This is a genomic window from Erwinia aphidicola (assembly GCF_024169515.1).
Taxonomy (GTDB): Bacteria; Pseudomonadota; Gammaproteobacteria; order Enterobacterales; family Enterobacteriaceae; genus Erwinia; species Erwinia aphidicola.
In genome coordinates, this window is record NZ_JAMKCQ010000001.1 from 1,353,868 (window position 1) to 1,368,212 (window position 14,345).

Sequence of the window (14,345 nt, forward strand, 5' to 3'; positions counted from 1 at the left end):
AATTGAACCATAGCAATTCATCCATCGTTGCACTTAACATGCTGATAACATTTTTTTTACGCACACACCGGCATAAATTCTGAAAATTAATCTTTTATTTATGATTAATATCAATAATTTATTGGTATATTGCCGCATGCTGTTGCGCAGCCAGGTCCCCTTTCAGGACTTTTTCCCACTATGCTGAAGCGAGACAACAGAAGACAGTGCGTGCAAGCTGTGCTACAAACAAAGCTGTAATATTTCGTCGGCACTTCGATGCACGAGAAATACGGGACGACAAAACGAGCCAAGCTCTGATCAGAGGCCCGGAAAAATTTTCCTATGGGAACGCTTGAATATTTCTACGCCTGACAGGGAATACCCCCCTGTGCACCCTAAGCATTGCAAAATGACGGGTGACATTAGGCTCGATTACAACAGAGGATAATAGCGAATGGTTCTCGGCAAACCGCAAACAGACCCGACTCTCGAATGGTTCCTGTCACATTGCCATATTCACAAATATCCATCCAAAAGCACGCTGATCCATCAAGGTGAAAAAGCGGAAACCCTCTACTACATCGTCAAAGGCGCGGTAGCGGTGCTGATCAAGGATGAAGAAGGCAAAGAGATGATCCTCTCTTACCTCAATCAGGGTGATTTCATCGGTGAACTGGGCCTCTTTGAAGAGGGTCAGGAGCGTAGCGCGTGGGTACGTGCGAAGAGCGCCTGTGAAGTGGCTGAAATATCTTATAAAAAATTCCGTCAGCTGATTCAGGTGAATCCTGACATCCTGATGCGCCTCTCATCACAGATGGCGCGTCGCCTGCAGGTGACGTCTGAGAAAGTGGGCAACTTAGCTTTCCTCGACGTGACGGGCCGCATTGCGCAGACGCTGCTGAACCTGGCGAAACAGCCGGATGCCATGACCCACCCGGATGGCATGCAGATTAAGATTACCCGCCAGGAGATTGGCCAGATTGTCGGCTGCTCTCGTGAAACCGTCGGCCGTATTCTGAAAATGCTGGAAGATCAAAACCTGATCTCTGCACACGGTAAGACTATCGTCGTTTACGGCACACGCTAACCGGCGCTGAACTCACGGCGCGACATCCCTGTCGCGCCTTTTTTATTTGGTGCAGCGCATGTGGCGGAGAATCATCTATCACCCCGAAGTAAACTATGCCCTGAGACAGACGCTGGTGCTGTGTCTGCCGGTGGCGATTGGCTGGCTGCTGGGCGACCTGCAACGCGGCCTGCTGTTCTCTTTAGTGCCCGCCTGCTGCAACAACGCCGGTCTCGATACCCCCCATAAACGCTTCTTCAAACGCCTGATCGTTGGCGGCAGCCTGTTTGCCTTCAGCAGTTTCCTGATCCAGTTTGCGGGCGCTGAAGGCGTTCCGCTGCCGGCGATCCTGCTGGTGATGGCGCTGCTGCTTGGCGTCACCGGGGAGATCAGTCCGCTGCACGCCCGCCTGCTGCCTGCTTCGCTGATTGCCGCCATCTTCACCCTCAGCCTCGCCGGGCGCATGCCGATGTGGGAACCCCCGCTGCTGTATATCCTCGGCACCGTCTGGTACGGCGCGTTTAACTGGTTCTGGTTCTGGCTGTGGAAAGAGCAGCCGATGCGTGAAACGCTCAGCCTGCTGTATCGCGAGCTGGCTGACTACTGCGAAGCAAAATATACCCTGCTGACCAAACTCACCGATCCACAAACCGCCCTGCCTCCCCTGCTGGCACGTCAGCAAAAAGCGGTCGATCTGATCAACACCTGCTACCAGCAGATGCATATGCTTTCTGCCAACCGCGACAGCCATTATCAGCGCCTGACGCGGGCTTTTCAGGTGGCGCTGGATTTACAGGAGCACATTGCCGTCAGCCTGCATCAGCCGGAAGAGGTGCAGAAACTGGTGGAGAAAAGCCACGCCGAGGCGGTGATCCGCTGGAATGCGCAGACCATTGCTGCGCGGCTGCGGGTACTGGCCGATGATATTCTCTACCATCGCTTCGCCGAGCGTTTCACCATGGATAAACAGCTGCAGGCGCTGGAGAAGATCGCCCGCCAGCACCCGGATAACCCGGTCGGTAACTTCTGCTACTACCACTTCAGCCGCATTGGCCGCGTACTGCGCACTCAGCACCCGCTCTACCGCCGCGACCTGATGGCCGACCGTCAGCGCCGCCTGCCGCTGCTGCGGGCGCTGAAGAGCTATCTGTCGCTGAAATCGGCCGCGCTGCGCACCGCTGCGCGCTTCGCGGTGATGCTGACCTTTGCCAGTTCGCTGGCGCTGTTCTTCAACCTGCCGAAACCGTACTGGATCCTGATGACCGTGATGTTCGTCAGCCTGAACGGCTATAGCGCCACCCGCGTGCGCATCCAGCACCGAGCGCTCGGCACGCTGGCCGGGCTGGCGGTTGCCGCCGGGACGCTGGGCATGCACGTGCCGGAGCCGTGGATACTGAGCATCATGCTGGTGATTACCCTGGTGAGCTATCTGTTTATCCGCAAGTTTTATGGCTGGGCCACGGTAGGCTTTACCGTCACGGCGGTGTACACGCTGCAGCTGCTGTCGCTGAACGGCGCGCAGTTCCTGCTGCCGCGCCTGATGGATACGCTGATGGGCTGCCTGATTGCCTTTGGCGGCATGATCTGGCTGTGGCCGCAGTGGCAGAGCGGGCTGCTGCGCCAGAATGCGCACGATGCGCTGGAGACCTACCAGAGCGCGTTACAGCTACTGCTGGGCAACGAACAGGATGCGGTGAAGCTGGCGTATCAGCGCATGGAGGTAAACCAGGCGCACAATGCGCTGTTTAACTCGCTGCATCAGGCGATGCAGGAGCCGGGCTTTAACTCCAGCTATCTGTCCGATATGCAGCTGTGGGTGACGCACAGCCAGTTTATTGTCGAACATATCAACGCCATGACTATCCTGGCACGCGAACACACCATGCTGACGCCGACGCTGGCGGAGCGCTATTTACAGTCGTGTGAGATTGCGCTGCAGCGCTGTCAGCAGCGGCTGGAGTATGACGGGCCGAGTTCAGAGACTAACGTGCTGGAGGTACCGGAAGATTTTCATCAGGGGCCGGTGACCATTATGGAGCGCCATGTGAAGCGCATTCTGGGGCATCTTGGCGTGATGTATACCATTTCATCACTGACCTGGAGCCAGCGCCCGCATCATGGCCGCTGGCTGTCACGACGCCTGAGGAAATCCTCAAAATAACGTAGCGGCGGACCCTTTATTTCGGTCCACCCGCCAGCAGCATGCCCATCATCAGCAAGGGGCGACCGGAAAAAAGGTCGCCCCCTACGATCAAGCGATCACCTCAGCACCTTTTCTATCGCCGTGGCAAACCGCGCCATGCCTTCGGCGATATCGGCCGGTTCAATGACCAACGACGGCGCAAAACGCATCACGTCGGTGCCGGCAACCAGTACCATCACCCCTTCAGCTGCGGCGGCATTGAGGATATCGCGCGCTTTGCCCGCATGCTGCGGCTTAAGCGCGGCACCAATTAACAGCCCCTGCCCGCGAATATCGCTAAACAGATCGAAGCGGGCATCCAGCGCTTTTAACTGCTCGACAAACAGCTGGCGGCGTTCGGCGACCCCGTTGAGCACTTCCGGCGTATTGATAATATCCAGCGCCGCTTCCGCCACCGCACAGGCCAGCGGATTGCCGCCATAGGTGGTGCCGTGTACGCCTGGGGCCATCACCGAAGCAATCTCGTTGGTGGTCAGCATTGCGCTCACCGGGAAACCGCCGCCCAGCGCCTTGGCTGTGGTGACGATATCCGGCTTCACGCCGTAGTGCTCATGGGCAAACAGCTTGCCACTGCGCCCCATGCCGCTCTGCACTTCATCCAGCACCAGCAGTGCCTGATGCTCGTCACACAGCTGACGCAGCCCCTGTAGAAACTCCTGGGTCGCAGGGATCACGCCACCCTCACCCTGGATTGGCTCAACGACAATCGCGCAGGTGTGATCGTCGATCACCGCTTTCACCGCCGCCAGATCGTTGAACGGCACATGGACGATATCCGCCGGTTTCGGCCCGAAGCCATCGGAATATTTCGGCTGTCCGCCGACCGATACGGTGAAGAGCGTGCGGCCGTGGAAGGCGTTATGGAAGGCGATGATTTTGCTTTTGAACGGGCTATGGCGCTTGGTGGCGTAGTAGCGCGCCAGTTTGAATGCCGCTTCGTTGGCTTCCGCACCGGAGTTGGCAAAGAACACGCGCTCGGCAAAGGTGGCGTTGATCAGCTTAGAGGCCAGGCGCAGCGCCGGCTCGTTGGTAAACACGTTGCTGGTGTGCCACAGGGTTTCCCCCTGGGTTTTTAACGCCTCCACCAGCGCAGGATGACAGTGGCCCAGCGCGGTCACCGCGATGCCGCCGGAGAAGTCGATATACTCTTTGCCCTGCTGGTCCCAGACGCGGCTGCCTTTGCCTTTCACCGGCACAAACTGCGCTGGTGCATAAACAGGCAAAATCACCTCATCAAATGTCGCCCGCGTTACCGCTAATTTTTCCGCTGCCATTCACTACCTCGCCATTGAGTCATTTCAGGAATGTGAAATTATAGTCATAAAATATGCATAAAAAATCACAACAAGGCAACCATTAATCAGCCTTTGAGGAAATTAGCCAGTAGCTGATGCCCCTGCTCGCTGAGGATGCTCTCCGGGTGAAACTGTACGCCTTCCAGCGGCAGGGTGCGGTGACGAAAGCCCATGATCTCATCCGGCTGGCCGTCGCGCAGCGTCCACGCGGTCAGTTCAAACTGCGCGGGCAGGCTCTCAACGATCAGCGAATGGTAGCGGGTAACGGTCAGCGGATGATTAAGCCCGGCAAACACGCCGCCATCGTTATGCTCAATCGCGCAGGTTTTGCCGTGCATCACCTGGCGGGCGCGCACCACGCGAGCACCAAATGCCTGGGCGATGGCCTGATGCCCCAGGCACACCCCGAGTATCGGCAGCTGGCCCGCAAAGTGGCGAATAGCCTCAAGGGAGATCCCGGCATCATCCGGTGTGCAGGGTCCGGGGGAGATGACCAGCCGTTGCGGTGACAGCGCGCTGATTTCAGCCAGGGTGATGTCGTCATTGCGCCGCACCAGCACCTCCGCCCCCAGTTCTGAAAAATATTGGTAAAGGTTCCAGGTAAAGGAGTCGTAGTTGTCGATTAGCAGCAGCATGGGGGATCCCCAGGAGAAAATAGCAGAAGGAAAATAGCTGGGCCGCCAGCAGGCGGCCCGGGCAAAGCTGACCGTCAGATAATTATGGCAGCACTTTGGCAGAGAGGATGACGACCGGTTTTTCCGGCACATTCTGGTATGGACCGAAGGTTTTGGTCGGTACCTGAGCAATCTTATCGGCAACGTCCATACCTTTAACCACTTTACCAAATACTGCGTAGCCAAAATCGCGCTGGCCGTGGTCGAGGAAAGCGTTATCCGCCACGTTGATAAAGAACTGGCTGGTGGCGCTGTCTTTATCCGCAGTGCGGGCCATGGAGATAGTGCCGCGCTTGTTTAACAGGCCGTTATCCGCCTCATTCTTGATGGGCGGTTTTGGCTGTTTCTGCTGCATATCGGCAGTGAAACCGCCGCCCTGCAGCATGAAGCCTGGGATCACGCGGTGAAAGATGGTGTTGTTATAAAAACCACTGTTCACGTAATCCACAAAATTAGCCACCGATACCGGTGCTTTCTGGTTATTCAGTTCCAGTTCAATACTGCCTGCTGAAGTGGTCAGCAGCACATGCGTGTCCCCCTTCGCAGCAACAGCGGCGGCAGAGACAGTAGACAGTGCGAGAACTGTCGCCAGCGCGGTCAAAGTACGTTTCAACATGAAAAATTCCTTACTGAGGGCAACAAACCAAAAAAACTCTGCTGATTGTAAAGAGGCACTTACCAACGCGCCAGCGTTTTACCTTTATTTACTCATTAATCTTATGACGCAACCGCTTCCGCATAGGGAAAATTAGTGATTAAGATCACGTTATGAATGAAATATGAAAATATTTGTTTCAGTAAAGATTTAAGCAGATCACGAATCTGGTTAAACTTCTCCCGTTTATCACGGGCACTCCGCCGGTGACCTTCTTTATCAACAGGTTTCCACTATGACAAATCGCGATCGAATTGGGCTTACCTGGATCAGCTTCTTCTCTTACGCGCTGACCGGTGCAGTGGTTATCGTTACCGGTATGGTGCTGGAGAATATCGCTGCTTACTTCCAGCTGCCCGTGGCTCAGATGAGCAACACCTTCACCTTCCTTAACGCCGGGATCCTGCTGGCGGTATTCCTGAATGCCTGGCTGATGGAGATCGTGCCGCTGAAGCGCCAGCTGATCTTCGGTTTCGTGTTGATGGTACTGGCGGTGCTGGGCCTGATGACCAGCCACAGCCTCACCGTCTTCTCGCTGTGTATGTTCGTGCTGGGCGTGGTAAGCGGGATTACCATGTCGATTGGTACTTTCCTGATCACTCACCTGTATGAAGGGCGCCAGCGCGGTTCACGCCTGCTGTTTACCGACTCCTTCTTTAGCATGGCCGGGACGATTTTCCCGATCATTGCCGCGGCTATCCTTGCCCGCTCCCTGCCGTGGTACTGGGTTTATGCCTGCATCGGCGTAATCTACGTGGCGATCTTCGTTCTGGCGCTGTGCTTTGAATTCCCGGTTCTCGGAAAGAAAACCGCCAGCGGCGCGCCAGTCAACAAAGAGAAATGGGGCGTCGGCGTGGGTTTCCTCGCCATTGCTGCCCTGTGCTACATCCTCGGCCAGCTGGGCTTTATCGGTTGGGTGCCGCTGTACGCGACCAAAAATATGGGCATGGATATCGGCCAGGCCGGTAGCCTGGTAGGCAACTTCTGGACCGCCTATATGATCGGCATGTGGGCCTTCAGCGCCATTCTGCGCTTCTTCGACCCGCAGCGTATCCTGACCGTTCTGGCGCTGGCAGCGACCGCACTGATGTACTGGTTTATCAGCGAAACTGACGCCTCAATGCTGAAGTGGATCATGATGAGCCTGGGCTTCTTCTCCAGCGCTATCTACACCACCATCATTACCCTCGGCTCGCTGCAGACCAAAGTGGCCTCGCCTAAGCTGGTCAACTTTATCCTCACCTGCGGTACCGTTGGCACAATGCTGACCTTCGTGGTTACCGGCCCTATCGTAGACAGCCACGGCCCGCACGCCGCGCTGGCAACCGCAAACGGCCTGTACGCCGTGGTGTTTGTTATGTGTCTGCTGCTCGGCTTCGTCAGCAAGCACAAGCTGCACGGACATATGGGTTCGCATTAATTCACGCCTGAAACCTTTCATACGGGGCGACCGGAAAAAATGGTCGCCCCCTACCGTTGTCTATCGTTTGAAATCCACCTTCTCGCTCTCAGCAAGATGAATGGTGCTGGCGGCAGGCACGGTCTCGGCGATGACCTTGCCGTGACGGATAGAGTAGCGCACCGGCACCTGACGGCGCAGGGCATCGAAGCCGCTGTCGGCAGGCAGGATCACCAGGTTAGCGCTGTTACCGCTCTGAATGCCGTAATCCGGCAGCTGTAGCGCTCTGGCGCTGTTAGTGGTGATAAGCTTGATGCCGGAGTCCAGCTGGTCGTAACCCATCAGCTGGCAGACGTGCAGCCCCATATGCAGCACCTGCAGCATGCTGGCTGTACCCAGCGGATACCAGGGGTCATACACATCGTCATGGCCAAAACAGACGTTGATACCGGCTTCCAGCATCTCCTTCACCCGCGTAATCCCCCGGCGCTTTGGATAGCTGTCAAAGCGCCCCTGCAGATGGATATTCACCAGCGGATTAGCCACAAAGTTGATCCCGGAGAGCTTCAGCAGGCGAAACAGCCGTGAAGTGTAAGCTCCGTTATAGGAGTGCATCGCGGTGGTATGGCTGGCAGTGACGCGCGCGCCCATCTTCTCGCGGTGGGCCAGGGCCGCCACGGTTTCAACAAAGCGCGACTGCTCGTCGTCGATTTCATCACAGTGTACGTCCACCATGCGCTGATACTTCTGCGCCAGCGCAAAGGTCTTATGCAGCGATTCGACGCCGTATTCGCGGGTAAACTCAAAATGCGGGATGGCACCAACCACGTCCGCGCCCAGCTGCAGTGCCTGTTCCAGCAGAGCTTCACCATCAGGATAAGAGAGGATCCCCTCCTGCGGGAACGCCACCAGCTGAATCTCTACCCACGGCGCCATCTCCTGCTTAACTTCCAGCATCGCTTTCAGCGCGGTCAGCGTCGGGTCGGAAACATCGATATGGGTACGCACGTGCTGAATGCCATTAGCAATCTGCCACTTCAGCGTCTGACGGGCGCGCTGTTTAACATCCTCATGGGTCAACAGTGCCTTACGCTCCGCCCAGCGCTCAATTCCTTCAAACAGGGTGCCGGACTGGTTCCACGCCGGTTCTCCCGCCGTCTGGGTGGTATCAAGATGGATATGCGGTTCAATAAAGGGGGGAATGGCCAGGCCGCCTTCGGCATCCAGCGCGGCCCCGCCTGCGATGTTTTGTGGCTGCGGCGCAACGCGGGCGATTTTGCCCTGCTGGATCTCAATCTGCCACAGCCCTTCACGCCACGGCAGGCGCACGTTGTTAATCCACTGTAATTCGGCTTGCATGGAAACCCTCCGTTATCAACGATATGCTTTTAACCATATCACTGTTCACGGCGGGAGCAGGAAATCTTCGGGAAAGGAATTTATCGGGGGCGGGATCTGGCGTAGGGGTCGGGCATGCCCGACCCACGGAACGATATTATGGCTGTGCCACGAAGCCGACGGCCTCATACACTTTCTTCAGCGTTTCCTGCGCCTGAGCACGGGCTTTTGCCGCACCGTCACGCATCACCTGGTCGAGGAACGCTTCATCGTTGCGGAAGCGGTGATAGCGCTCCTGCAGCTCGCCCAGCATCTGCGATACCGCATCCGCCACGGCACCCTTCAGGTGACCATACATCTGGCCCGCGAATTCAGCTTCCAGCTCGGCAACCGGCTTACCGGTGACGCCTGACAGGATATCCAGCAGGTTTGACACGCCCGGCTTCTCTTTCACATCGTAGCGCACCACCGGTGGCTCATCGCCGTCGGTCATCGCACGTTTAATCTTCTTCACCACCGACTTCGGATCTTCCAGCAGGCCGATAACGTTATTGCGGTTATCGTCAGACTTGGACATCTTCTTGGTCGGCTCCAGCAGCGACATCACGCGCGCGCCAGATTTCGGAATAAACGGCTCAGGCACTTTGAAGATTTCGCCGTACAGCGCGTTGAAGCGCGAAGCGACATCGCGGCTTAGCTCCAGATGCTGCTTCTGGTCTTCACCGACCGGTACCTGCGTGGTCTGGTACAGCAGGATATCGGCCGCCATCAGCACCGGGTAATCAAACAGGCCGGCGTTGATATTCTCTTCATAGCGCGCGGACTTATCCTTGAACTGAGTCATGCGGCTCAGCTCACCGAAGTAGGTGTAGCAGTTGAGGATCCAACCCAGCTGGGTGTGTTCCGGCACATGCGACTGAACGAAGATGGTGCTCTTCTGCGGGTCAATCCCGCAGGCGAGGTAGAGTGCCAGCGTATCCAGCGTCGCTTTGCGCAGCGCGACCGGATCCTGGCGCACGGTGATGGCATGCAAATCAACGATGCAGTAGATACAGTGATAGTCATCCTGCATCTGGACCCACTGACGCAGCGCACCCATATAGTTACCGATGGTCAGTTCACCTGAAGGCTGTGCGCCGCTAAATACGATGGGTTTGCTCATGTTTCCGTCCTGAATAATTACAGCCCGAGTGCGGGCAACAAATCGTTAAAGTGATCGAGCGTGACGTCAGGCTGGCTGGTGGCGATGGGCTCGCCATAGTTGTAGCCGTAGGTCAGGCCGATGCAGGGACATCCTGCCGCCTGCGCCGCCAGAATATCATTGCGCGAGTCACCGACAAACACTAACTCGCCCGGCAGCAGGCCAAACGTGCCCAGCACCAGGAACAGCGGTGCCGGATGCGGCTTCTTAGCCACGACATCGTCGCCGCCGATAATCAGCGAAAAATAGTCAGCAATGCCCAGTGAAGCCAGCAGCGGCGCGACAAACGGGGTCGGCTTGTTGGTCACCAGCGCCATAGGCAGATTGTGTTTAGCCAGAGCGGCCAGCGTCTCTTTAACCTGAGGATAAAGCAAACTGCCCCCGTCAACGTGCGAGGCGTAGTGCTGGTCCAGCAGCACGCGTGCGTCACCGATCAGCGCAGGCGAAGGCGCGTGGCCCAGCGCCCAGGTCAACGCCCGCTCAATCAGAATATCGGCACCGTTGCCAATCCAGGTCGAAACGCGCGCAATCCCGGCTGCCGGCAGGTTCAGTGCGCTGAGCGCCCCATCCACCGCGCTGGTCAGCCCCGGTGCGCTGTCGGTCAGCGTGCCATCGAGATCGAAGGCCAGCGCCCGGATATTAGTGAAATGCCCCATGACGAGATTTCTCCAGTTCTGTCCGCATATCGTCGATCACTTTTTTGTAATCGGGATGACCAAAAATCGCCGAACCGGCGACAAACATATCGGCGCCCGCTTCTGCGATCGCGCCAATGTTGTCGACTTTGACGCCGCCGTCCACTTCCAGACGAATGTCGTAGCCGCTCTGGTCGATAAGTTTACGCACCTGACGCAGTTTGTTCAGCGTGCCGGGAATAAACGACTGGCCGCCAAACCCGGGGTTAACCGACATCAGCAGGATCACATCAAGCTTATCCATCACATAATCCAGAATGCTGAGCGGCGTGGCCGGATTCAGCACCAGGCCTGCTTTACAGCCGTGTTCTTTGATCAGCTGTAACGTGCGGTCAACGTGTTCGGAGGCTTCAGGATGGAAGGTGATATAGCTGGCACCGGCTTTAGCAAAGTCAGGCACCAGGCGATCGACGGGTTTCACCATCAGATGCACGTCAATAGGGGCAGTCACGCCGTAATCGCGCAGGGCTTTCAGGACCATCGGGCCCATCGTAAGGTTCGGAACGTAATGATTATCCATCACATCGAAATGCACCACATCACCACCGGCAGCCAGTGCTTTAGCGGTGTCTTCGCCCAGGCGGGCAAAGTCTGCGGAAAGAATTGATGGGGCAATTAAAAACTGTTTCATCCGTTTCTCCCTGGTTGTGCCTGACGTCAGGCTCTCATCACCGGCCAGTATACAGCGCCAGCAGTTCATTAACCTTTAGGCGACTTCCGCCAATACTGCTGATTGAGCGGCGCACTTTGATTTCGTGCAGCTTGGTCGCCGCCTGATACCACTCGCGCGTTAGCGGAGTGTCATGGTTGGAGATCAGCACGGTAATGCTGTTCTCCTGCGCCAGCATAGTGGCCAGTTCGGCCAGATGCTGCTGCTCGCGCATGGTGAAACTGTTGGTGTGGTACGCGGTAAAGTTGGCCGTGGCCGACAGAGGCGCATAGGGTGGGTCGCAATACACCACCGCCCCCTGCCGCGCTTTCCCCAGCGTAACATCGTAAGATTCGCAGACAAAGGTCGCATGTTGTGCACGCTCGGCAAACCAGTAAAGCTCATCTTCCGGGAAGTAGGGCTTGCGGTAGCGGCCAAACGGCACGTTGAACTCACCGCTCAGGTTGTAGCGGCACAGCCCGTTATAGCAGTGGCGGTTGAGGTAGAGAAACAGCACCGCGCGGCGATAGGCATCAGTGCACTGATTGAACTCCTGGCGACAGGCATAATAGACCTCGGAGTCATTCCCCTGCGGCGTAAACAGCACGCGCGCATCGGCAACGAACTCATCCGCACGCTCTTTAACGATGTTATAGAGGTTGATCAGGTCGCTGTTAATGTCAGCCAGAATGTAGCGGGAATATTGGGTATTGAGGAAGACTGAGCCGGCACCGACAAACGGCTCGATCAGGCAATCCCCCTCCGGGAGATGGCGTCGAATATCATCGAGTAACGGGTACTTGCCACCAGCCCACTTCAAAAAAGCGCGATTTTTTTTCATGCCGTCGTTTATTACTTTACTCATCAGGCTGTGGTTACACCGACAGCATATCTGCGCTTTAAATGATCGACGTGCTTTTGGCACGCTCACACACTTGAGGAAATGCCGGGTTACCCCGGCAAAATATTACTTACCGGCTTCTTTTTTAACCTGACTGACCGGTTTCACCCATGGATTCTGGGCGCGAACTTCAGCGGGCAGCGAAGCAACAGCACGCTTAGCCTCGGCCGAGGTGCCATAAGAGCCACTGACCAGCACGTACCACGGCTGACCGTTGCGCGTTGTCTGGTACACATGGTAGCCGGATAAATTCTGTTTTTTCGCCCACGCATTCAGCGTGTCTGAGCGTGAAGCACTGCTCAGCTGCAGCGTGAAGTTGCCGCCTGGCGTGCCGCCACTGTGGCTGGCCGTTGCCGCTGGCTTGTTCTCTTTCACTGCGGGCTTGCTGGCGGTCGGTTTGTGCGCCGTTGCCGCTTTGCTGTCATGGGCCGCGGCGGCATGCGTTGTCTGGCGTGCAGGCTGATGGCTCGCCGCTGACGGTTTGTTGGTTACCTGGCGCGGGGTTTCACCACCGGGTGCCACCGTTGCAGCACCGGTAGGCAGAGACGAACCGCCCTGCCCGGCCTGCGCCGCTGCATCGACCTGACCCTGCTGATTGCTCAGCGCGTTGTTCAGATCGCCAGGCAATTCGACACGCTGCTGGTTGGCAGGCGTCTGCATCTGCGGCGCATCGGTTGGCGTTGGGGAGATAGGTGGCACGCTGACGTCCTGCGGTGCAGCAGGCTGGCCCGCGGCTGACGCACTGTTCTCCGTCGTGGCCGGCTGACCGGATTGCCCGCTCATGGAAGAGGAGCCAGACAGATCGATATTTTTCTCGCCGCCGCCGCTGCCGCCGCTGGTGGCCGGAGCCGCAGGCTGCTGCGCACTCTTCTCACTGCCGCTGTCCGGTGATTTCAGCGCCGAGCCGATGCCCAGCACTAACAGCAGCAGCACCAGGATCCCGATGCCCATCATCATATGCTGGCGGGAAACTGGCACTTTAGTCGCAGAAGACGCTTTGCGCGGCCGCGTAGGGCGGCGGTCGCTGGTGTCAGGTTTTAACTCGTCTTCCGGTTTAAACTCGTCCATTTAACCTCCTCCCATAGAGCGGCGTTGCCGTCCAAACCCTGTGGACGGTGATACATCTGTCAGTGTTGCCAGTGGCTGGCTTGCACATTGTTATCAGGACTTTTGGCAATCCTGAATGGATGCCAGCACCATATCATGTGGCACACCGCTACGCACTTCGGCTTTGCCGATTGCCAGTGGCAGTACCAGGCGCAGTTTTCCAGCCAGCACCTTTTTATCGCGCATCATGTGCGGCAGATAATCTTCCGCCGCCATGCTTTCTGGTCCGTTCACCGGTAAACCGGCACGCTGCAGCAGCGCGATAATACGGTCGGTATCCTGTGAGCTGAACTGCCCAAGACGCTCGGCGTTGCGTGCTGCCATCACCATCCCGGCGGCAACCGCTTCACCGTGCAGCCAGTTACCGTAGCCCATGTGTGCTTCAATCGCATGGCCGTAAGTATGGCCAAGATTAAGCAGCGCACGCAGACCCTGTTCATGTTCATCGGCAGCCACGACTTCGGCTTTCAGTTCGCAGCAGCGGCGAATACAGTACGCCATCGCTGCGCCGTCCAGCGCCAGCAGAGCATCAAGATTCTGCTCCAGCCAGTTGAAGAACTCACCGTCAAGAATAATGCCGTATTTGATCACTTCCGCCAGGCCTGAAGAGAGTTCGCGTGCAGGCAGCGTATTGAGGCAGTCGAGATCGACCACCACCGACGCTGGCTGATAAAACGCGCCAATCATATTTTTGCCGAGCGGATGGTTGACGGCAGTTTTGCCACCAACGGAAGAGTCGACCTGCGACAGCAGCGTAGTGGGCACCTGAATAAAGCGTACGCCACGCTGGTAGCTGGCCGCGGCAAAGCCGGTTAAATCGCCGATCACACCGCCACCTAAAGCAATCAGGGTGGTATCACGGCCGTGTGGCTTTGCCAGAAGTGCAGTAAATACCTGGTCCATTACCGCCAGCGTCTTAAACTGCTCGCCGTCCGGTAAAATCACCTGGTCTACCACCACGCCCACGCTTTCGAGGCGGGAACGCAGCGCGTCAAGATAGAGAGGAGCCAGCGTCTGGTTGGTCACCAGCATGGCCTGATCGCCCGCTTTAAGCGGCCAAAAAGAAGCCGGATCTGCAAACAACCCGGCGGCGATAGTAATGGGGTAACTGCGCTCCCCAAGAGTTACGGTAATCCTCTCCATGACGCTGTATCACCTTTTTTGCTGCGCCCACGCGGGG

13 protein-coding genes are annotated in these 14,345 nt (G+C 57.1%); 3 read left to right on the top strand and 10 right to left on the bottom strand.

The genetic code is table 11. The features are described from left to right. The first annotated feature begins 436 nt into the window (after positions 1-436). Complete coding sequence (gene crp, locus J2Y91_RS06375; RefSeq protein ID WP_048917664.1) at positions 437-1,069, top strand: cAMP-activated global transcriptional regulator CRP; 633 nt, start codon at positions 437-439, stop codon at positions 1,067-1,069. A gap of 58 nt (positions 1,070-1,127) precedes the next feature. Next, positions 1,128-3,209 carry a YccS/YhfK family putative transporter gene (locus J2Y91_RS06380; protein WP_133622557.1) on the top strand — a complete coding sequence of 694 codons (2,082 nt, stop codon included), beginning with the start codon at positions 1,128-1,130 and terminating at the stop codon, positions 3,207-3,209. A 98-nt stretch (positions 3,210-3,307) separates the two neighbouring features. Here J2Y91_RS06380 and argD read toward each other — a convergent pair whose 3' ends face one another. From argD to ppiA, 3 genes are all read right to left on the bottom strand, one after another. After that, the gene (gene argD, locus J2Y91_RS06385) at positions 3,308-4,525 is read right to left on the bottom strand and encodes a bifunctional acetylornithine/succinyldiaminopimelate transaminase (RefSeq protein WP_133622556.1); all 1,218 of its coding nucleotides are present in this window, start codon (positions 4,523-4,525) and stop codon (positions 3,308-3,310) included. 86 nt (positions 4,526-4,611) lie between these two features. After that, positions 4,612-5,181: an aminodeoxychorismate synthase component II gene (locus J2Y91_RS06390; RefSeq protein WP_048917666.1), complete on the bottom strand. Its 570-nt coding sequence runs from the start codon at positions 5,179-5,181 to the stop codon at positions 4,612-4,614. Between the two features lie 82 nt (positions 5,182-5,263). After that, positions 5,264-5,836, bottom strand: a complete 573-nt coding sequence (gene ppiA / locus J2Y91_RS06395; RefSeq protein ID WP_048917667.1) for a peptidylprolyl isomerase A — start codon at positions 5,834-5,836, stop codon at positions 5,264-5,266. A 274-nt stretch (positions 5,837-6,110) separates the two neighbouring features. Between ppiA and tsgA the strand changes: the two genes are divergently transcribed. Further along, positions 6,111-7,295, top strand: a complete 1,185-nt coding sequence (tsgA, locus tag J2Y91_RS06400; protein WP_048917668.1) for an MFS transporter TsgA — start codon at positions 6,111-6,113, stop codon at positions 7,293-7,295. A 60-nt stretch (positions 7,296-7,355) separates the two neighbouring features. Here the strand turns inward: tsgA and J2Y91_RS06405 are convergent, their stop codons facing one another. From J2Y91_RS06405 to aroB, 7 genes are all read right to left on the bottom strand, one after another. Further along, positions 7,356-8,633: a cytosine deaminase gene (locus J2Y91_RS06405; protein WP_133622555.1), complete on the bottom strand. Its 1,278-nt coding sequence runs from the start codon at positions 8,631-8,633 to the stop codon at positions 7,356-7,358. A gap of 136 nt (positions 8,634-8,769) precedes the next feature. Next, positions 8,770-9,774, bottom strand: a complete 1,005-nt coding sequence (trpS, locus tag J2Y91_RS06410) for a tryptophan--tRNA ligase (protein WP_048917670.1) — start codon at positions 9,772-9,774, stop codon at positions 8,770-8,772. A gap of 17 nt (positions 9,775-9,791) precedes the next feature. Next, complete coding sequence (locus tag J2Y91_RS06415; RefSeq protein ID WP_048917671.1) at positions 9,792-10,469, bottom strand: phosphoglycolate phosphatase; 678 nt, start codon at positions 10,467-10,469, stop codon at positions 9,792-9,794. Beyond that, positions 10,453-11,139 (bottom strand): ribulose-phosphate 3-epimerase, encoded by a 687-nt coding sequence (gene rpe / locus J2Y91_RS06420; protein WP_048917672.1) that lies wholly within the window; start codon positions 11,137-11,139, stop codon positions 10,453-10,455. Before rpe ends, J2Y91_RS06415 begins: the two co-directional genes overlap by 17 nt. 37 nt (positions 11,140-11,176) lie before the next feature. Continuing rightward, positions 11,177-11,998 (bottom strand): adenine-specific DNA-methyltransferase, encoded by an 822-nt coding sequence (dam, locus tag J2Y91_RS06425; protein ID WP_048917696.1) that lies wholly within the window; start codon positions 11,996-11,998, stop codon positions 11,177-11,179. Between the two features lie 126 nt (positions 11,999-12,124). After that, positions 12,125-13,126, bottom strand: coding sequence for an SPOR domain-containing protein (locus J2Y91_RS06430; RefSeq protein WP_133622554.1), 1,002 nt, complete (start codon positions 13,124-13,126; stop codon positions 12,125-12,127). A gap of 93 nt (positions 13,127-13,219) precedes the next feature. Next, on the bottom strand, positions 13,220-14,308 hold the full coding sequence (gene aroB / locus J2Y91_RS06435) for a 3-dehydroquinate synthase (protein WP_048917674.1): 1,089 nt from the start codon (positions 14,306-14,308) through the stop codon (positions 13,220-13,222). Positions 14,309-14,345: the final 37 nt, after the last annotated feature.

What these genes read in the sequence shown, in the direction of transcription:
- crp (WP_048917664.1), top strand. Translation starts at nt 437, where the DNA reads ATGGTTCTCGGCAAACCGCAAACAGACCCGACTCTCGAATGGTTCCTG.
- J2Y91_RS06380 (WP_133622557.1), top strand. Translation starts at nt 1,128, where the DNA reads ATGTGGCGGAGAATCATCTATCACCCCGAAGTAAACTATGCCCTGAGA.
- argD (WP_133622556.1), bottom strand. Translation starts at nt 4,525, where the DNA reads ATGGCAGCGGAAAAATTAGCGGTAACGCGGGCGACATTTGATGAGGTG.
- J2Y91_RS06390 (WP_048917666.1), bottom strand. Translation starts at nt 5,181, where the DNA reads ATGCTGCTGCTAATCGACAACTACGACTCCTTTACCTGGAACCTTTAC.
- ppiA (WP_048917667.1), bottom strand. Translation starts at nt 5,836, where the DNA reads ATGTTGAAACGTACTTTGACCGCGCTGGCGACAGTTCTCGCACTGTCT.
- tsgA (WP_048917668.1), top strand. Translation starts at nt 6,111, where the DNA reads ATGACAAATCGCGATCGAATTGGGCTTACCTGGATCAGCTTCTTCTCT.
- J2Y91_RS06405 (WP_133622555.1), bottom strand. Translation starts at nt 8,633, where the DNA reads ATGCAAGCCGAATTACAGTGGATTAACAACGTGCGCCTGCCGTGGCGT.
- trpS (WP_048917670.1), bottom strand. Translation starts at nt 9,774, where the DNA reads ATGAGCAAACCCATCGTATTTAGCGGCGCACAGCCTTCAGGTGAACTG.
- J2Y91_RS06415 (WP_048917671.1), bottom strand. Translation starts at nt 10,469, where the DNA reads ATGGGGCATTTCACTAATATCCGGGCGCTGGCCTTCGATCTCGATGGC.
- rpe (WP_048917672.1), bottom strand. Translation starts at nt 11,139, where the DNA reads ATGAAACAGTTTTTAATTGCCCCATCAATTCTTTCCGCAGACTTTGCC.
- dam (WP_048917696.1), bottom strand. Translation starts at nt 11,998, where the DNA reads ATGAAAAAAAATCGCGCTTTTTTGAAGTGGGCTGGTGGCAAGTACCCG.
- J2Y91_RS06430 (WP_133622554.1), bottom strand. Translation starts at nt 13,126, where the DNA reads ATGGACGAGTTTAAACCGGAAGACGAGTTAAAACCTGACACCAGCGAC.
- aroB (WP_048917674.1), bottom strand. Translation starts at nt 14,308, where the DNA reads ATGGAGAGGATTACCGTAACTCTTGGGGAGCGCAGTTACCCCATTACT.